This window comes from Bradyrhizobium sp. DN3 (assembly GCF_041357655.1).
In the GTDB taxonomy this organism is placed as follows: Bacteria; Pseudomonadota; Alphaproteobacteria; order Rhizobiales; family Xanthobacteraceae; genus Bradyrhizobium.
The window spans coordinates 468,936-487,206 of record NZ_JAULLN010000001.1 but is presented as its reverse complement, the minus strand read 5'-3'; the positions used below and the strand labels follow the sequence as shown (position 1 = coordinate 487,206).

At 64.6% G+C, this 18,271-nt stretch carries 12 protein-coding genes and 1 pseudogene; 9 read left to right on the top strand and 4 right to left on the bottom strand.

What is annotated here, in order from left to right; all coding sequences use genetic code 11:
- Window positions 1-12: 12 nt before the first annotated feature.
- On the bottom strand, window positions 13-1,203 hold the full coding sequence (locus tag AAE027_RS02135) for a urate hydroxylase PuuD (RefSeq protein WP_370985001.1): 1,191 nt from the start codon (window positions 1,201-1,203) through the stop codon (window positions 13-15).
- 228 nt (window positions 1,204-1,431) lie between these two features.
- Here AAE027_RS02135 and AAE027_RS02130 point away from each other — a divergent pair, with 228 nt between their 5' ends.
- Complete coding sequence (locus AAE027_RS02130; protein ID WP_370985002.1) at window positions 1,432-2,769, top strand: PQQ-dependent sugar dehydrogenase; 1,338 nt, start codon at window positions 1,432-1,434, stop codon at window positions 2,767-2,769.
- 186 nt (window positions 2,770-2,955) lie between these two features.
- On the opposite strand, the gene AAE027_RS02125 is transcribed toward AAE027_RS02130, so the two are convergent.
- On the bottom strand, window positions 2,956-3,756 hold the full coding sequence (locus AAE027_RS02125; protein ID WP_370985003.1) for an SDR family NAD(P)-dependent oxidoreductase: 801 nt from the start codon (window positions 3,754-3,756) through the stop codon (window positions 2,956-2,958).
- A gap of 253 nt (window positions 3,757-4,009) precedes the next feature.
- On the opposite strand from AAE027_RS02125, the gene AAE027_RS02120 reads away from it, so the two are divergent.
- From AAE027_RS02120 to cyoD, 4 genes are read left to right on the top strand one after another with little or no spacing between them, the layout of a single operon-like run.
- A complete protein-coding gene (locus tag AAE027_RS02120; RefSeq protein WP_370985004.1) occupies window positions 4,010-4,843 on the top strand; it encodes a cytochrome ubiquinol oxidase subunit II family protein in 834 nt (277 codons plus the stop codon).
- Window positions 4,833-6,833: a cytochrome o ubiquinol oxidase subunit I gene (gene cyoB, locus AAE027_RS02115; RefSeq protein WP_370985005.1), complete on the top strand. Its 2,001-nt coding sequence runs from the start codon at window positions 4,833-4,835 to the stop codon at window positions 6,831-6,833. Before AAE027_RS02120 ends, cyoB begins: the two co-directional genes overlap by 11 nt.
- Window positions 6,833-7,474 (top strand): cytochrome (ubi)quinol oxidase subunit III, encoded by a 642-nt coding sequence (locus AAE027_RS02110; RefSeq protein ID WP_130216440.1) that lies wholly within the window; start codon window positions 6,833-6,835, stop codon window positions 7,472-7,474. The genes cyoB and AAE027_RS02110 overlap by 1 nt, the downstream gene beginning before the upstream one ends.
- Window positions 7,471-7,860, top strand: coding sequence for a cytochrome o ubiquinol oxidase subunit IV (gene cyoD, locus AAE027_RS02105; protein ID WP_370985006.1), 390 nt, complete (start codon window positions 7,471-7,473; stop codon window positions 7,858-7,860). Before AAE027_RS02110 ends, cyoD begins: the two co-directional genes overlap by 4 nt.
- A 441-nt stretch (window positions 7,861-8,301) precedes the next feature.
- On the opposite strand, the gene AAE027_RS02100 is transcribed toward cyoD, so the two are convergent.
- Complete coding sequence (locus AAE027_RS02100; protein WP_091893733.1) at window positions 8,302-9,090, bottom strand: thermonuclease family protein; 789 nt, start codon at window positions 9,088-9,090, stop codon at window positions 8,302-8,304.
- Between the two features lie 198 nt (window positions 9,091-9,288).
- On the opposite strand from AAE027_RS02100, the gene AAE027_RS02095 reads away from it, so the two are divergent.
- From AAE027_RS02095 to AAE027_RS02080, 4 genes and pseudogenes are all read left to right on the top strand, one after another.
- On the top strand, window positions 9,289-10,887 hold the full coding sequence (locus tag AAE027_RS02095) for a GMC family oxidoreductase (RefSeq protein WP_370985007.1): 1,599 nt from the start codon (window positions 9,289-9,291) through the stop codon (window positions 10,885-10,887).
- A 208-nt stretch (window positions 10,888-11,095) separates the two neighbouring features.
- Window positions 11,096-11,545, top strand: coding sequence for a hypothetical protein (locus AAE027_RS02090; protein ID WP_370985008.1), 450 nt, complete (start codon window positions 11,096-11,098; stop codon window positions 11,543-11,545).
- 82 nt (window positions 11,546-11,627) lie between these two features.
- The gene (locus AAE027_RS02085; protein WP_370985009.1) at window positions 11,628-12,647 is read left to right on the top strand and encodes a S1C family serine protease; all 1,020 of its coding nucleotides are present in this window, start codon (window positions 11,628-11,630) and stop codon (window positions 12,645-12,647) included.
- Between the two features lie 58 nt (window positions 12,648-12,705).
- Window positions 12,706-14,435, top strand: a pseudogene (locus tag AAE027_RS02080) (FAD-dependent oxidoreductase).
- Between the two features lie 290 nt (window positions 14,436-14,725).
- Here the strand turns inward: AAE027_RS02080 and AAE027_RS02075 are convergent.
- On the bottom strand, window positions 14,726-18,202 hold the full coding sequence (locus AAE027_RS02075; protein ID WP_370985010.1) for an indolepyruvate ferredoxin oxidoreductase family protein: 3,477 nt from the start codon (window positions 18,200-18,202) through the stop codon (window positions 14,726-14,728).
- Window positions 18,203-18,271: the final 69 nt, after the last annotated feature.

Below are 18,271 nucleotides of genomic sequence, written 5' to 3'. Positions count from 1 at the left end.
CGCGGGACGGCATCAATGCGCCTGCTCGATATAGGCGGCGAGCATGGCGCGCTCCTCGCTGGTCATCTCGGTGACATTGCCCGGCGGCATCGCATTGGACCAGGCCGCGACACGCCCGATCAGGCGGATGTTGCGATGGATGTGCTCGGGCGCGTCAAGCAATATGCCTTTCGGCGCAGTGACGATGCCGGCCCAGACCGGCTCAGCCGCGTGGCACATGCTGCAGCGGGACATCACGATCTCCTCGACATTGGCGAGCGTCGGCTGTGCCGGCAGCGCGCTGATCTTGACGTCGCGCGGTCCGGCGGCGGAGAGGAAGAGGATCGCGATCACGCCGAGCGCTGCGACGCCCCACACCCACCACGGCGATTTGCGCCCCGCATGCCGCGCGTTGAAGAAATGGCGGATCACGGGGCCGAGCGCCAGGATGATCGCGACGATGATCCAGTTGAAGCGCGTGGCGTAGAGCAGGGGATAGTGGTTGCTGATCATCAGCACGACCACGGGCAAGGTCAGATAGTTGTTGTGGACCGAGCGTTCCTTGCTGGCCTTGCCGAGCTTCGGGTCGGGCGCCTGTCCCGCGATCAGGCTGGCCACGATCTTCTTCTGGTTCGGGATGATCAGCGCGAAGACGTTGGCGACCATGATGGTGCCGATGATCGCCCCGATCTGGTTGAAGGCGCCACGACCGCTCAGCACATGGGTGAAGGCGTAGGTCAGCGCGACCAGGAACAGATAGCCGCCGATAGCGAAGGGCAGCTCGCGCTGCGCAAGCCCGGTGCGGCACGCGGCCTCATAAAGCAGCCATGCCAGAGCGAGGCTAAAGAAGCTGAACAGGCCGGCCTGGAATGGCGTGAGGTCGAGGATGGACTTGTCGACCAGGAACAAATCGGCCTCGAGATAATACACCACCACCATCAGCGCGAAGCCGGACAGCCAGGTGGTGTAGGCCTCCCATTTGAACCAGGTCAGCTCGTCCGGCATCTGGCTCGGTGCGACCAGATATTTCATGATCCGGTAGAAGCCGCCGCCATGGACCTGCCAGGCCTCGCCCTGCACGCCATCAGGTAGGTCGCTTTTGGGCCTGAGGCTGAGATCGAGGGCGATGAAATAGAAGGAACTGCCGATCCAGGCGATCGCGGCAACCACGTGCAGCCAGCGCAGCAGCAGGCTCGCCCATTCCGATATGATGGATCCCCACATGATCACCCCATCACTCGCGACACCAATGCCGCAGCTTTGAACAACCGCCGGTCGCACCCCGCCAATGTGTCGCACCGATCAGCCGCATTTTCCAGTACGATGGGCCGCGGCTGATGCCCATCGTGCGGGCATAAGCTGACGTGGGATTCGGCAGACGCATGACCTGCCGCAGAACGTTTGCGGGTCGTCGCATATTGACGTTTGAGACGCGCAGGCCGGGAGGAAGACGTGAAGAACAGGATATGGTCCGTTGCGATGTCCGTGGGATGGCTGGTCGCGACTGCGACCGGCGCACGAGGTGAGCCGGTGCTGCAAGGTAAGGACGCCTATGGCGACTGGCGGGCCGACAAGCCTGGCACGGTCAGGTTGATCCGGCCACAGGATCTGATCAGGCCCGGGGCGACGCGGTCGGTCGCGAGCTCGTCGCGTGTGGTGCCGCGTCCGCCCGAGGCTGCGCTCCAGGTGCCGGCCGGATTCAAGATCGAGCTGTTCGCCGAAGGCTTGCGCACGCCACGCGTCGTGCGGATCGCGCCGAATGGCGATGTCTTCGTCGCGGAGACGCGGGCCGGCAACATCCGCGTGCTGCGCGCGGGCGATGGCGGCAAGGTGATCAACGATGTGTTTGCCAGCGGACTGAGGCAGCCGTTCGGCATCGCCTTTTTTCCGAACGGCGACAACCCGCAATGGGTCTATGTCGCCAACACCGACAGCGTCGTTCGCTTTCCCTACCAGGCCGGCGATCTCAAGGCGCGCGGCAAGGCGGAAACGATCGTGGCAAGCCTGCCGCATGATGGCGGCCATTCCACCCGCGACATCGTGTTCACGCCGGACAACAAGCGCATGCTGGTGTCGGTCGGCTCGCTCAGCAACGTCGCAGAGGGCATGGGCACGCCGCCGGGCGGGATGGAGGCGTGGTCAAAAGCGCAACCGCTCGGTGCGGCCTGGGCCAGCGAGACCGAGCGCGCCGCCGTGCTGGTCTTCAATCCTGACGGCAAGGAGCGGAAGATCTACGCCACCGGCCTCCGCAATTGCGTCGGCCTCGCGATCCAGCCGCAGACCGGTCTGCCCTGGTGCTCGACCAACGAGCGCGACGGCCTCGGCGACGATCTGGTGCCCGATTACGTGACCAGCGTGAAGGAGGGCGGATTCTACGGCTGGCCCTGGTTCTATATCGGCGGCAACGAAGACCCGCGCCACGCCGGCTCGCGGCCGGACCTAAAGGACAGGGTGACGGTGCCGGATGTGCTGATCCAGCCGCACTCGGCCTCGCTCGGCATGACCTTCTACCAGGGCACGCAGTTTCCGCCCGAGTACCAGGGCGATGCCTTCGCCGCCCAGCACGGCTCCTGGAACAGGTCGAAGCGCACCGGCTACAAGGTGATCCGCATCAAGATGAAGGACGGCAAGCCGACCGGGGAGTACGAGGATTTCGTCACGGGGTTCGTGGTGAGCGATACCGAGGTGTGGGGACGGCCGGTGGGAGTGACCGTGGCGAAGGATGGATCGCTGCTGGTGTCGGAGGACGGCAATGGCACGATCTGGCGGGTGACGCACGTGCCGCAATGACGCTGCACCCTCCCCTGGAGGGGGAGGGTCGATCGCGCGCAGCGCGAGCGGGGTGGGGTGATCTCTCCACTCGGGCAGGGTTCGATGCGGAGAGACCGTCACCCCACCCCGCTACGCATTGCGCTGCGCTTCATGCGTGGCGACCCTCCCCTCCAGGGGAGGGTAAGTGCAGCGTCCCTTTGGCACTCACCCCCGCCTCACGCTCGCCCCACCATCCACTGGCAGTGTCACGCCCGTAATGAAGTTCGCTTCATCTGATGCCAGGAACAGCGCGGCATTGGCGACATCCCATCCGGTGCCCATCTTCTTGCGCAGCGGCACCTTGCTGTCGCGTTCGGCTTCGACTTCGGCGCGGGTCTTGTGCCATTCGCGGGCGCGGGTATCGACCGCCATCGGCGTGTTCATCAGGCCGGGCAGGATGACGTTGGCGCGGATGCCGTATTCGGCGTTCTGGTAGGCGAGCTGTTCGGTGAAGGCGATCATCGCCGACTTCGTCGCCTTGTAGGCGACATAAGGATAGGTCGTGATCGCGGCCATCGAGGAGATGTTGATGATGGCGCCGCTGCGTTGCGCGCGCATGATCGGGATCACCTCTTTCGCCGCGAGAATGCAGCTCTTCAGGTTGATGGCGACGACGCGGTCGAATGCCTCCTCGGTCAGCTGCAGCAATTCGGCATCGCCGCCCGAGAGGCTGACGCCGACATTGTTGTGCAACACGTCGATCCGGCCCCAGCGCGATTGCGCGTCCGCGACCATCGCCTTGATGTCGGCGGCTTTGGTCACGTCGGCCTTGAAGGCTGCGGCCGTGCCCTGCTTCGCCGTGATCATCGCGACCGTTTCCTGCGCCGATTCCAGTTGGTGATCGACGCACAAGACCTTGGCCCCCTCGCGCGCGAAGGTGAGCGCGGTGGCGCGGCCGTTGCCCATGCCCACGCCCGGGCTCTGGCCGGCGCCGACGACGATCGCAACCTTGTCCTTCAAGCGCATCTCGGTTCACTCCCGGGCTCGGTCTGTTCATTCAGTATTTTCGCGCAGATTAGCAATCGCCCCAATCGGAGAGAAGGGCGCGCCTCTGCGTTCATGTCATTGAGATCACATGGAATTGCATGTTGCGCCCGGCCCATCGCGCATAGCTGACCCTTCGCGGTTCAGGAACCGTTTTCAGGCAATCGCGTTTGTTGCGGAGCCTTTCCCGCGCTAGGCTCTGTCCCGGGGCTTCCCAACCGCCAGTGGCTTGCCGATGAATCTGCTCGATCCGCAAGGGCCTGTGGCTGCGGCCAACAGCACCATCCTGATCGATTCCGTCTTCATCATGCTCGTGATCGTGGTACCGACCATCGTCGCGATCCTCGGCTTCGCATTCTGGTTTCGCGCGTCCAATCCGAAAGCGCGTTTCCAGCCCGACTTCGTCTATTCCGGCCGCGTCGAGATGGTGGTGTGGGCGATCCCAGCGCTCACCGTCATCCTGCTCGGCGGCGTCGCCTGGATCGGCTCGCACCAGCTCGATCCCGCAGCGCCCGTGCCGGGCACCGGCAGCCCGGTGCGGATCCAGGCCGTCTCGCTCGACTGGAAATGGCTGTTCATCTATCCGGATCAGCGCATCGCCACGGTCAATACGCTGACCGTACCGGCCGGCGCCGAGCTGAATTTCCAGCTGACGTCGTCGAGCGTGATGAACACGTTCTTCATCCCGCAGCTCGGCAGCATGATCTACACCATGAACGGCATGGTGACGAAGCTGAACCTGCGCGCCGACAACGAGGGCAAGCTGCAGGGCCTGTCGGCGCATTTCTCCGGCGACGGCTTCCCCGACATGATGTTCGACGTCAACGTGATCTCGCCGCTCGCCTTTCCGGAGTGGGTGGCGACCACGGCGAAGACGGACGCCGTGCTGAATGCGGACAGTTACACAAAGCTGATGCAGCAAGGCGTCGAGACGGGGCGGCCGACCTATCGGCTCGACGATCCGCGCCTGTTCGACCTGATCGCGACCCAGCACATCCCGCCGGGTCCTGGACCGGAGCTCGCATCCGAAGCGGGCCGGTCGCACAGTGGAGGCCACGATGCTCGGTAAGCTCGACTGGTCCGCCATTCCGTTCGATCAGCCGATTCCGCTCGTTGCGGGCGCTGTGGTGCTGGTCGCAATCCTGGGCGTGCTGGCCTGGGTCGTGATCAAGGGTCATCTGCCCTATCTCTGGCGCGAATGGATCACCAGCGTCGACCACAAGCGCATCGGCGTCATGTATGTGCTGCTGGCCTCGGTAATGCTGCTGCGCGGCGGCAGCGACGCCATCATGATGCGAATCCAGCAGGCCGTCGCCTACCAGTCGCAGGGCTATCTGCCGCCGGAGCACTACAACCAGATCTTTTCCGCGCACGGCACCATCATGATCTTCTTCGTGGCGATGCCGTTCGTGATCGGGCTGATGAACCTGATCGTGCCGCTCCAACTCGGCGTGCGCGATGTCGCGTTCCCGACGCTCAATTCGGTCGGCTTCTGGCTGACCGCGACCGGCGCGCTGCTGGTCAATATCTCGCTCGTGGTCGGCGAATTCGCGCGCACCGGCTGGCTCGCCTTTCCACCGCTCTCGGAATTGTCCTACTCGCCCGGCGTCGGCGTCGACTACTACGCCTGGTCGCTGCAAATCTCCGGCGTCGGCACGCTGGTCGCCGGCATCAATCTCGTCACCACGGTGCTGAAGCTGCGCACTAGAGGCATGAATTATCTGCGCATGCCGATGTTCTGCTGGACCACGCTGGCCTCGAATCTCCTCATTGTCGCGGCGTTCCCGATCCTCACCGCTACGCTGGCGATGCTGCTGCTCGACCGCTACCTCGGCTTCCACTTCTTCACCAACGAGGCGGGCGGCAACGTCATGATGTTCATGAATTTGATCTGGGCCTGGGGCCATCCCGAGGTCTACATCCTGGTGCTGCCGGCCTTCGGCATCTTCTCCGAGGTGGTCTCGACCTTCTCCGGAAAGGCACTGTTCGGCTATCGCTCGATGGTGCTGGCCACCATGGCGATCTGCGTCATCTCCTTCATGGTGTGGCTGCATCATTTCTTCACGATGGGAGCGGGGCCCGACGTCAACGCCATCTTCGGCATCGCCAGCATGATCATTGCGGTGCCGACGGGGGTCAAGATCTACAATTGGCTGTTCACGATGTACGGCGGCCGCATTCGCTTTGCGACGCCGATGCTGTGGGCGGTCGGCTTCATGGTGACATTCATCGTCGGCGGATTGACGGGCGTCCTGCTCGCGGTGCCCCCGGCCGATTTCATGCTTCACAACAGCATGTTCCTGGTAGCGCACTTCCACAACGTCATCATCGGCGGCGTGCTGTTCGGCGCTTTTGCTGGCTTCGAATATTGGTTTCCGAAGGCGTTCGGTTTCCGTCTCGACGAACGCTGGGGCAAGGCTGCGTTCTGGTTCACCTTCCTCGGCTTCTTCATCACCTTCATGCCGCTCTATGTCGCCGGCATGCTCGGCATGACGCGGCGCATGCAGCATTATGACGTAGCGGCCTGGCGGCCCTGGATGCTGGTGGCGGCGGTCGGCATGGCGGTGCTGACGATCGGCGTGATCTGCCAGATCATGCAACTCGTCGTCAGCATCCGCGACCGCGAGGCCCTGCGCGACCGCACCGGCGATCCCTGGGACGGCCGCTCGCTGGAATGGGCGACCTCGTCGCCGCCGCCGGTGTTCAATTTCGCTTTCAATCCGGATGTGCGTGGCGAGGACGCCTATTGGGAGATGAAGGCCCATGCCAAGCGGCAACTGCTCGAGCACGAAGAGCCGGAATATCAGGACATCGAGATGCCCCGGAATTCGCCGACCGGCTTCGTCTGCGCGTTCTTCGCCACCATCATGGGCTTTGCGCTGATCTGGCACATCTGGTGGATGGTGATTTTGGGCGGCCTCGGTGCCTTCGCGACCTTCGTCGTGTTCGCCTGGCGCGATCATGACGAATACGTCATCCCGGCCGATCAGGTCGCTCGCATCGATCGCGTCAATCTGGAGGAACGGCGCAGGCTCGTCAGCATGGCGGGGGTAGTCTGATGTCGATGACCGCGACCGCTGGCCACGCCCATGCCGATCCCCATCACATCGGTGTCGTCATCGAGCATACCGGACCCGCGCCGAAGCGGATCGTGACCGCCTACGGCTTCTGGATCTTCCTGCTCTCCGACATCGTGATGTTCTCCTGTTTCTTTGCGGCCTATGCCGTGCTGGCCGGCCAGACCGCCGGCGGCCCCAAAGGCTCGGAGATCTTCGAGCAGAAGAACGTCGCGATCGAGACGGTCTGCCTGTTGCTGTCGAGCTTCACCTGCGGCATGGCCAGCATTGCCGCCGACGTGCGCAACCGGTTCTGGTTCTATCTCGGCATGGCCGTGACCTGTGTGCTCGGCCTCATATTCCTCACCATCGAGTTCCGCGAATTCGCCAACCTCGTCGCCCGTGGCTATGGCCCCTCGCGCAGCGCGTTCCTGACCGCGTTCTTCTCGCTGGTCGGATGCCATGGCCTCCACGTCTCGGCCGGCGTGTTGTGGCTGCTCACCATGATAGCCCAGGTGTTCGCCAAGGGCTTTCGTGCCGACATATTGCGGCGGATGATGTGCTTTGCGCTGTTCTGGCACGCGCTCGACATCATCTGGGTCGCCGTGTTTTCCGTGGTCTACCTGCTTGGGAGTGCGCCATGAGCGATCAGACGCATGAGTTGGTCAAACACGATCTCGCGCCCGGCGAGGAAGAGCAACACAGTGTCGGCGTCCGCATCCTCGGTTACGTCGTCGGTCTTGTCTTGGCGCTGCTGCTCACGGCGACGTCGTTCTTCATCGCCGGCACGGATCTGGTCTGGCAGCCGTCCATCCCCGTTGCGCTGATCGTGCTTGCGATCGCGCAGATGGGCGTGCATCTCGTGTTCTTCCTGCACATCACCACCGGCCCCGACAACACCAACAACGTGCTGGCTCTTGCCTTCGGCCTTCTGATCGTCTTCCTCGTGGTCGGCGGCACGGTCTGGATCATGGCGCATCTGAACGCCAACATGCCGCCGATGGACCAGATCATGCAGACGCGCGGTTAGGGCGCTATCGCCTTACTGAATTTGGCTCGACCGGTTGCCGGGGGTCACCTCTCCCCAGCGGGGAGAGGTCGGATTGCGCAGCAATCCGGGTGAGGGGCCGCGGTATTCAGTGAGGCCTGATCCCCTCACCCGGATCGCATCTTTCGATGCGATCCGACCTCTCCCTGCGGGAGAGGTGAACCCGGAGCTCGCATCGATTCAACCAAGGCTCATCTTGCTTTGGCGTCGCTCCAAAAGAGAAGAGCCGCTTGTGATGACAAGCGGCCCAAGTCTAGGGAGGAAACGCCCGAGCAAGGCAATCGGACCGAAGTCGGATTGCTGCCAAGGAAACGCTCGCGCAAGGCGCTTGCGTACCCATATAAATGACGCAACCCCCGATCGAGTTCAATTCCGGATCAATACGGTCTCGGACTACTACTCACGGATGTGTGAAGGAATTTTTCACTTCGGCCGACGGCAATTGTAGGCCCTGCGGAAGCCGGCGGCCTGCGCGTCATCCTCCGAGCAGAACCAGCGGTCGGGCTTGGTGGTCGCCGGATAGCTCGGGCAGCCCCGCAAATGATAGATGCCGATATTGCCGGTGACTCGTGCGCGCACCGCGAGCTTGCCCTTGATGCTGCAACTCGGCGGCATCGTCAGCTCTTCCGGGAACAGCACGGCGCGGATTTCCTTGTCGCGGTCTGGGCGGCACGCGGCGCCGAGGAGAGCGCCGTCCTTCTTGCCGCTACGAAAATCTTGCGGTGCAACAAAGCAGCCTTTCCAGATCCCGACCGCCGCCGTCTTGGCCTCGGTGGCCGCGGGCTTGACGTTGGCCTTGATCGGCTCGCGCGCGAGGGCAAAGCCGAGCTTGATCAGCTGCTCGTTCAAGCTGGCCTTGTCGCCCTCGGCCGTGCAGATGGCGCGGTGCCGCTTGCCGAAACTTTTCTCCGGCCCGACATCGTCGCAGCGCACCGTCCGTTTGCCGATCAGCTTCGTCAGTTGGTCACGAGCCTCGATGCCGCAGGTCCAGGAATCGGCGTGATCGTCGATGCAGACCTGGTCCAGCTCGGGCGCGTCGACGCCGTCGAGCCGGTAGGTGACGTCGCCGAGCTGGATCGAGTTGCCGTCGCGGACCGTCGCGGCGGCAGTCAGCGCGGAGACTGGCCCGGATGAGGCCAGAAATCCGGACAGGGCAAAGAATGAAACGAGCGCAAAAGCGCGGGCGGGGGCAAAGAAATTTCGGAAGGACATACGATCTCGCTATCGATAGCTCGTGCGTCCTGTTCCTAGCATCCGGATGTGGCGATACCAATGGTCTGCGCCCTGCGAAGTGCGACATTCCGGCCTCGCGGCTTTACTCAGCCATTGCTCTGATCCTATCGTTCGCGGGCCTTGCGGACTGCAGAGGCCGAATCGCCCGGAAGCGGCGAGGGGGAGGACAAGGTTGCAATGAAAGACCCCGTGGACGTCCTGATCATCGGCGCCGGCGCTTCCGGCGCGGCGGTGGCGTGGTCGCTGGCCGAGACCAAGATGCACACTCTCTGCCTGGAGCAGGGCGGCTGGATGAACCCGGCGGAATATCCCAGCACCGGGCGGGACTGGGAGGCCAAGTTCTACGGCGAATGGTCGTCGAGCCCCAACGTTCGCGGCCGGCCCGAGGACTACCCGATCAATGACGACAATTCGCCGATCAAGGTCGTCAACTACAACGCGGTCGGCGGCTCGACGGTGATGTACACTGCGCACTGGCCGCGGCTGCATCCCTCCGATTTCAAGGTGAAGACGCTCGACGGCGTCGCCGACGATTGGCCGATCGACTACGACGCGCTGGCCCCGTTCTTCGAGGAGAACGACCGGATGATGGGTACGTCGGGCCTGTCAGGCGATCCGCTTTCGCCGCTGACGCATCCGCCGATGCCGCAACAGCCGCTCGGATTATCCGGCGCCATCATCGCCAAGGCCATGAACGAGCGCGGCTGGCACTGGTGGCCGTCGGACACGACGGTCGCGACCATGGATTACGAGGGGCGGGCGCGCTGCATCAATCTCGGCCATTGCACGCCGGCCTGCGCGCAAGGCGCAAAGTCTTCCACCGACATCACCTATTGGCCGCATGCGATCCGCGCCGGGGTCGAGCTGCGCACCCATTGCCGGGTGCGCGAGATCACCACCGACGAGAACGGCATGGCTTCGGGCGTAGTCTACTACGACAAGGATGGTGTCGAGCAGTTTCAGCCCGCCCACGTCGTCATCATCGCCTGCAACGGCGTCGGCACGCCGCGACTGCTGCTGAACTCGGCCTCGGGGCGCTTTCCGAACGGACTTGCCAATTCGTCCGGCCTCGTCGGCAAGAACCTGATGTTCCATCCCTATGCGCAGATCTACGGCTATGTGAAGGAGCCGACGGATTCCAACCGCGCGCCGCCGACCTGCCTGTGGAGCAAACAGTGGTATGACACGGACCTGTCGCGCGGTTTCGTGCGCGGCTACGGTGTGCAGTTCGTACGCGGGGCAGGGCCGGTGTTCGAGGCCGTCGTCAGCGAGCAGAAGGGAATTTTGCCCTGGGGCGCCGATCATCACCGCGTGTTTCGCAAGCTCAATGGCCATCGGCTGGGTTTCTCCGCGATCTGCGAGGACCTGCCGGAACAGCACAACCGCGTCACGCTCGATCCTGTGCTGAAGGACAGTCACGGCATTCCGGCGCCGAAGATCGACTATACGATCAGCGAGAACAGCCGGAAGATGATGGAGCATGCGCTCGCCCGCGGCCGCGAGGTTCTCGAAACGGCGGGGGCGACCGACATCTGCATCAACTCGCCGATTCCGTGGGGCGGCTGGCACCTGCTCGGCACCGCGCGGATGGGCACCGATCCCGAACGCTCAGTCGTCAACGAATGGGGCCGCTCGCACGACGTGAAGAACCTGTTCATCGTCGACGGCAGCATCTTCGTGACCTCGGGTGGGGTGAACCCGACGTCCACCATCCAGGCCCTCGCGCTCTACATCGCCGATCAGATGAAGCAGCGCCTCGCCAATTTGTTCGACTAGAGATGATGATTGCACTCAGCTCGCCGCGGACTCGCTGCACCTCTCCCGCTTGCGGGAGAGGTCGGCGCGCTCGAAAGAGCGCGGCGGGTGAGGGCTCTTTCCTCTTGGGGAGTCCCTCTGTGGATGCACCCTCTCCCCAACCCTCCCCCGCAAGCGGGGGAGGGAGCGCACCGTCACCTTAGCCGCAACGTTCCGACGCGAGGACCCAATGATTGATCAACCCACCCTCACGCCTCGGCAGCGCCAGGACCTGCGCACCATCGCCGCGATGATCATTCCCGCGAGCGAGGAATATCGTGTTCCCGGCGCCGACGACTCCGCAATCCAGGCCGACATGCTGGCAACCCTCGGCCGCGACACCAAATTGGTGGCGGCGGCGCTGGATCATCTGGCGCGGCTCGCCGGAGCGCCGCTCGCCGAGCTCGATGCTGCCAAGCGCGATGCGGTGGCGCAGGAGTTTCGCAAGCACGGCGGCGTCGCCGCCGCAACGCTCGTCCGCGTCGTGCTGCAATGCTACTACCGCGACGACTGCGTGCTGGGCTCGCTCGGGCTCGAGTTGCGCGCGCCGTTCCCCAAAGGCCATGTGCTCCCGGATGGGGACTGGTCGCTGCTCGATCCGGTCAAGGCAAGAGGCGGCTCGCTGAGGCGGGCACCCTAGCAGCCCAGCCCTGCGCCCCGGTTGGGCCACTTGCGCTGGAGGGAACAGGCCACCATTTGTGTGAGCCTCAAGGACTCTTGCCATGTTGGACTTCACCTCAGATATCGCCGGTGACGCATCGTCATCGCGAACGACGGCGTCTGCCCCGGTCGATGACCGGGCCTTGCTGGACGCCTATTCCAATGCCGTGATCGACGTGACCGATCGCGTCGGCCCTGCGGTCGTGCGGGTCGAGACCGGGCCAAAAGTGCCAAACGGCCGCGAGCGCGGCGGGCTCGGCTCGGGCATCGTGATCTCGCCGGACGGACTCGTCCTCACCAACAGCCATGTGGTCGGTTCCTCCAAGGAGATCCGGCTGCGCGACGTCGAGGGCCATGTCGGCGATGCCCAGGTGCTCGGCGTCGATCCCGACACCGACCTTGCGCTGCTGCGTGCCAATGGCGTGCGCCACCTTCCTTATGCCGCGCTGGGCAATTCCAAGAACCTGCGGCGCGGTCAGCTCGTGATCGCGATCGGCAATCCGCTCGGCTTCGAATCGACCGTGACCGCCGGCGTGGTCTCGGCGCTCGGCCGCTCGATCCGCTCGGTCAGCGGGCGCACCATCGAGGACGTGATCCAGACCGATGCCGCGCTCAATCCGGGCAATTCCGGCGGCCCGCTGGTGTCCTCGAATGCCGAGGTGATCGGCATCAACACCGCCATCATCAACGGTGCGCAAGGTATCTGCTTTGCGGTCGCCAGCAACACCGCGCAATTCGTGCTGTCGGAGATCATCCGCCACGGTTACGTCCGCCGCGCCTATATCGGCGTTGCCGGGCAAACCGCGCCGGTCCCGCGGCGGCATGCCGTGCTGGCCGGTGTCGAGAACAAGATGGGCGCGCTCTTGATGCAGATCGAGCCGGACGGCCCGGCCGCGAAAGCGGGCCTGTTGCCCGGCGATGTCGTCGTCAGGCTCGACGGTGTCGAGATCAACGGCGTCGACGACCTGATCCGCGTGCTCGACCGCGACCGCATCGGCCGGCGGCTGGCCATGGACGTATTGCGGCTCGGACGCCTGCGGGCGATCGACATCGACCCGGTCGAGCGCAAGAAGGCGCGCTAGCTGCGGGCCGGTGAGCGAGGTATGACGGGGTCATGCCTCGCTCCCGGAACCTTGCCGCATGATGCCGGCGCATGAGACCTACGATGTCGTTGTCATCGGCGCCGGTGCCGGCGGCACGACGGCGGCGGCTGTTGCGGCCGCCGAAGGGCTGCGGGTGCTGGTGATCGAGAAGACCGCCTTCGTCGGCGGCACCACGGCGTGGTCCGACGGCATGATCTGGATGCCCGCCAATCCCAAGATGAAAGAGGCGGGACTGTCCGACAGCGTCGCGGACGCCGTGCAGTATCTGTCGAGTACGGTGCCCGAGCCTGCCAATGCCGGCCTGCGCGCCGCCTTCCTCGCGCGCGGACCGGAAGCTATCGGCTATCTCGAAGCCAACACCGAATTGCGGCTCCAGCCGGTGAAAGCCTATCCGGACTATTATCCGGAGCGGCTGGGTGCGACGTCCGGCGGGCGCGTGCTGGAGCCGGTGGCGTTCGACGGCACGCGGCTGGGCAAGAGCTTTGCGCGCCTGCGGCCGCCGCTGCCGGAATTCACGCTGTTCGGCGGGATGATGGTCAACGGTCTCGACATTTCTCATCTGCGCCGGGTCGGAAAATCACTGCGATCGACGTTACGCACAGCGCGGTTGGTTTCAGCGTATGCGTGGCAGCGCTTGCGCGCGCCGCGCGGCACCACCTTGTATCTCGGCAATGCGCTCGCCGCGCGGCTGTATGCCTCGCTTCTGGCACGGCAGGTCGAAATTCTCTTCAGCGCCGATGTCGAGGACTTGTCGATGCAAGGCGATCGCGTGGCTGGTGTGGTGATCCGACACGGCGCCCGCGACCGCCTGATCGCGGCGCGTCGCGGCGTGGTGCTCGCGACCGGCGGCTTCTCGCACGATGCGCGCTTGCGCAAACGGTTCTTCCCGACCGCTGCTGGTTTTGTCTCGGCCACCAACCCATCAGGGACAGGCGACGGGCTTCGGCTTGCGGCTACGGCCGGTGCCGCGCTCAATACGGTCGCGACCAGCCCGGCCTATTGGGTGCCGGCCTCGCTGTTCCGCCGTGCCGACGGCAGCCGTGGCGTCTTCCCGCACACGGTGACCGATCGCGCCAAGCCCGGTGTGATCGCCGTCAATGCCGCAGGCCGGCGCTTCGTCAACGAGGCGCTGTCCTACCACGAATTCGTGCTCGCCATGTTGCGCGACAGCAATGGCGAGCCGGACCGGCCGTTTTACCTCATCTGCGACCGCCAGTTCCTGTGGAGCTACGGTCTCGGCCGTATCAAGCCGTTCACGCGCAATTATCGGCGCTATGTGGCGAGCGGCGAGTTGATCGAGGCGCCTGACGTTGCGCAGCTCGCGGCGAAGATCGACATCAAGCCGTCCACGCTCGCGGCGACGATCGCGGCCTACAATGCCGGTGCGAAAGAGGGCCGCGATCCCGAATTCGGCCGCGGCAGCACCATCTACCAGCGTCATCTCGGCGATGCCGCTCACAAGCCTAATCCTTGCGTCGCGCCAATTATCCGCGCGCCATTCTTCGCGATGCGCATCCATCCAACCGATCTCGGAACCGCGATCGGCGTGAAGGTCGATGCGCAGGCCCGCGTGCTGCGCGCGGATGGCACGCCGATCGCCGGCCTCTATGCCTGCGGCAACGACATGGCCTCGATCATGAACGGCAACTGTCCGGGCCCGGGCATCACGCTGGGGCCAGCGCTGACATTCGGGTACATCGCGGGCGGCATTTGGCGGAGGGGCATGTGGCGTCGGTCGCATCAAGCGTTGCCACGACGTCGGTCTAGCCATCCCCACCCGCTGTCATGCTCCGCGAAAGCGGGGCATCCAGTAGGCCGCGGCCTATCGGCTTAATCACAACTGTCTCGGAGTACTGGATCGCCCGGTCAAGCCGGGCGATGACACCGAGTGTGTGGCGAGCGCGTCCGACAATCTCGTCATTGCGAGCGCAGCGAAGCAATCCAGAGTCTTTCCGCGGGGACAGTCCTGGATTGCTTCGTCGCATCAGCGCAAAATTGCTACGCAGTTTTGTCGCGAGCTCCGCGCAATGACGTGTGGAGACAGCTCGCGCTTCCCGTCACTCCGCAGCCGCCGCAAAGCGGCTGTTCTCCAGCTCCGCTTCCAGCCGCGCCGTCTCGGCCGCCGCCTGCTTGATGTTGGCTTCCTTGACGTGACCGAAGCCGCGGATCGTCTCCGGCACGCGCGCAAGCTGTGCCAGCAGCGGGATCTGCTCGGCCTTCAGTCTCGCAATCCGCTGATTGATCATGCCGAGATAATCCTCGATCAGCTTGCGCTCTGTCTTGCGCTCCTCGGTACGGCCGAACGGATCGAACGCGGTGCCCCGCAGGAATTTGAGCCTCGCGAGAACGCGGAAGGCGTGGATCATCCAGCCGCCGAACTCCTGCTTCTGGAGCCGGCCCGTCGCCTTGTCGCGCTTCGCAAAGATTGGCGGTGCCAGGTGGTACTTCAGCGTGAAGTCGCCGTCGAATTTTTCCGACACCTTCTTGGCAAAGCTGCCGTCGGTGTAGAGCCGCGCCACCTCATACTCGTCCTTATAGGACATCAGCTTGAACAGGTTCTTTGCGACGGCCTGCGTCAGTTCCGTGGAGCGCGGCGAGGCCGCGCTCTCCGCCTTGCGCACCTTGGCGACAGCTGCGAGGTAGCGCTCGGCATAGGCCTTGTCCTGATAGCCAGTCAGGAACTCGGCGCGGGTCGCAATGACATCGTCGAGTGACTTCGTCGGCGCGGCCGCTCTGTTCTTGAACTGGAGCACGCTGCGCACCCGCGACATGTCGTGGGCGGCGAGACGGCCCCAGGTGAAAGCGAGCTTGTTCATCTCGATTGCGGCGCCGTTGATCTCTATGGCGCGGAGCAGGGCTTCCAGCGACAGCGGGATCGCGCCCTTCTGGAAGGCGAAGCCGAGCATGAAGGGGTTGGTGGCGATGCTATCGCCCATCAGCGCGGCGGCAATGCCTGTCGCGTCGATGATGTCGAGGTTCTTGTCGCCGATCGCGTCGCGCAGCACGGTTTGCATCGCGCCCATCTCGAAATCGAGATCGGGGTTTTGCACGAAGCTCGCGGTCGGCTGCAGGTCGGCGTTGATGTAGGCCCTGGTCACGCCGCGCTCGGCGCGGCTCAGCGCAGTGGGACCGGCCGAGACGATCATGTCGCAGCCGAGAATGACGTCGGCGCCGCCGGTGGTGATGCGGACGGCGGAGATGTCTTCCGGATTCGGCGCGATGCGGACATGGCTCATCACGGCGCCGTTTTTCTGCGACAGGCCGGTGAAGTCGAGCGCCGAGCAGCCGCGACCATCGACATGAGCGGCCATGCCAAGCAGGGCGCCGATGGTGATGACGCCGGTGCCACCGATGCCCGTAACGAGGATGTTGTAGGGACTGTCCAGCTCGCGCGCCGGCGGTAGCGGCAGGTCGGCGAACAGCTGGCCGGAATCGACCGCTGACCTCTTCATGCGCTTCAGGCTGCCGCCATGCACGGTGACAAAACTCGGGCAAAAGCCTTCGACGCAGGAAAAGTCCTTGTTGCAGTTCGACTGGTCGATCTGACGCTTGCGGCCGAACTCGGTCTCCAGCGGTTGTACCGAGACGCAGTTGGAGGCCTGAGAGCAATCGCCGCAGCCTTCGCAGACGAGCTCGTTGATGAAGGCGCGTTTGGCGGGATCGGGATAGAGCCCGCGCTTGCGGCGGCGGCGTTTTTCGGCGGCGCAGGTTTGGTCGTAGATGATGACCGTGAGACCCTTGATGTCGCGCAGCTCGCGCTGCACGGCGTCGAGCTCGCGGCGGTGGTGGATGGTCGCGTCGTGCGGGAAGTAATTTTCTTGCGGATATTTGCTCGGATCGTCCGAAACGATTGCGAGCCGCTTGACGCCTTCGGCCCAGACCTGATGCGCGATCTGCGCGACGTTGAAGCTGCCTTCGGCCGGCTGGCCGCCAGTCATGGCGACGGCATCATTGTAGAGGATCTTGTAGGTGATGTTGATGCCGGCGGCCGAGGCGGCACGGAGGGCGAGAAGGCCGGAATGGGTGTAGGTGCCGTCGCCGAGGTTCTGGAAGATGTGCTTCTCGGTGGTGAAGGGCGATTGCCCGATCCAGTTCACACCTTCGGCGCCCATATGCGAGATCAGATCGGTGCGGCGGGTCGGCATGCTCAGGGCCATGCCGTGGCAGCCGATGCCGGCCATGGCGCGGCTTCCTTCGGGCACGCGCGTCGAGGAGTTGTGCGGGCAGCCCGAGCAGAAGAACGGCGTGCGCGCGAGCTTGATTGGCGTGTTGGTGGTGACAGGGTTGTCGAACGCCTCGAGCCGCGCCAGGCGTTGCTCCAGCACCGGGCTGTGATGGCCGAGCTTACGTAAGCGCGCCACCAGCGCAGAGGCGACGATGGTCGGCGTCAGCTCGCCCTCGCTCGGCAGCAGCGGTGCGCCGCGCTCGTCGCGCTTGCCCGTGACGGTCGGGCGCCTGGACGCATCGATGTTGTAGAGGATGCGCATCAGCTGGTCTTCGATGAAGCCGCGCTTCTCCTCGACCACGAGGACGTCCTGAAGGCCTTCTGCGAAACGCTTCGCGCCGCTTTCCTCCAGCGGCCAGGTCATCGCGACCTTGTAGATGCGCAGGCCGAGGTCCTGCGCGTCCTTGTCGGTGATCCCCAAGTCGGCGAGCGCCTGGCGCAGGTCGAGATAGGCCTTCCCGGTGGCGATGATGCCGAGCCGCGCGGGCTTGGAATCGAGCACGATACGGTCGAGTTGGTTGGCGCGGGCGAAGGCCTGCACCGCTTCCATCTTCGGCCCGAACAGGCGCCTCTCGGCGTCCAGCGGCGGATCCGGCCAGCGGATGTTGAGGCCGCCGGGCGGCATCTCGAAATCATCGGGCAGCCTGATCTGGATGCGCTCGGGATCACTATAGATCGATGCCGAGCTCTCGACGGTCTCGCTGATCGCCTTGAAGCCGACCCAGCAGCCGGAGAAGCGCGACAGCGCAAAGCCATAAAGACCGAGGTCGAGATAATCCTGGAGCGTGGCGGGATTGATCACGGGGATCAGCGCCGCGGCGAACACCTGCTCGCTCTGATGCGCCAGCGTCGAGGACTGACAGCCGTGGTCGTCGCCGGCCAGCGCCAGCACACCGCCATTGAGCGAGGTGCCGGCCGCGTTGGCGTGCTTGAGCGCATCGACCGAGCGATCGACGCCCGGCCCCTTGCCGTACCAGATGCCGAACACGCCATCGACCTTGGCGCCGGGGAACAGGCCGACCTGCTGACTGCCCCAGACCGCGGTCGCGGCCAAGTCTTCGTTGAGTCCCGGAACGAAGGCGATGTCGTGCTGCTGAAGGTGTGATTTCGCCCGCCACAGCGCATGGTCGTACATGCCGAGCGGGGAACCGCGATAGCCCGAGATGAAGCCGCCGGTGTTGAGCCCCTGAAGCCGGTCGCGTTCGCGCTGCAACATCGGCAAGCGGACCAGGGCCTGGGTGCCGGACAGGAAGATCCGCTTCGATTCGAGCCGGTATTTATCGTCCAGCTCGACCTGCATCAGCGTCATTTCGGAAGTCCTCGGCTCTCGTTGGGCGTGGGGTTTGCGCTGCGGGAAGGATTGCGGCGGCGCGACGCG

Bases quoted from the DNA above. Each gene is read 5' to 3' on its own strand.
- AAE027_RS02135 (WP_370985001.1), bottom strand. From the start codon at position 1,203: ATGTGGGGATCCATCATATCGGAATGGGCGAGCCTGCTGCTGCGCTGG.
- AAE027_RS02125 (WP_370985003.1), bottom strand. From the start codon at position 3,756: ATGCGCTTGAAGGACAAGGTTGCGATCGTCGTCGGCGCCGGCCAGAGC.
- AAE027_RS02120 (WP_370985004.1), top strand. From the start codon at position 4,010: ATGAATCTGCTCGATCCGCAAGGGCCTGTGGCTGCGGCCAACAGCACC.
- cyoB (WP_370985005.1), top strand. From the start codon at position 4,833: ATGCTCGGTAAGCTCGACTGGTCCGCCATTCCGTTCGATCAGCCGATT.
- AAE027_RS02110 (WP_130216440.1), top strand. From the start codon at position 6,833: ATGTCGATGACCGCGACCGCTGGCCACGCCCATGCCGATCCCCATCAC.
- cyoD (WP_370985006.1), top strand. From the start codon at position 7,471: ATGAGCGATCAGACGCATGAGTTGGTCAAACACGATCTCGCGCCCGGC.
- AAE027_RS02100 (WP_091893733.1), bottom strand. From the start codon at position 9,090: ATGTCCTTCCGAAATTTCTTTGCCCCCGCCCGCGCTTTTGCGCTCGTT.
- AAE027_RS02095 (WP_370985007.1), top strand. From the start codon at position 9,289: ATGAAAGACCCCGTGGACGTCCTGATCATCGGCGCCGGCGCTTCCGGC.
- AAE027_RS02090 (WP_370985008.1), top strand. From the start codon at position 11,096: ATGATTGATCAACCCACCCTCACGCCTCGGCAGCGCCAGGACCTGCGC.
- AAE027_RS02085 (WP_370985009.1), top strand. From the start codon at position 11,628: ATGTTGGACTTCACCTCAGATATCGCCGGTGACGCATCGTCATCGCGA.
- AAE027_RS02075 (WP_370985010.1), bottom strand. From the start codon at position 18,202: ATGACGCTGATGCAGGTCGAGCTGGACGATAAATACCGGCTCGAATCG.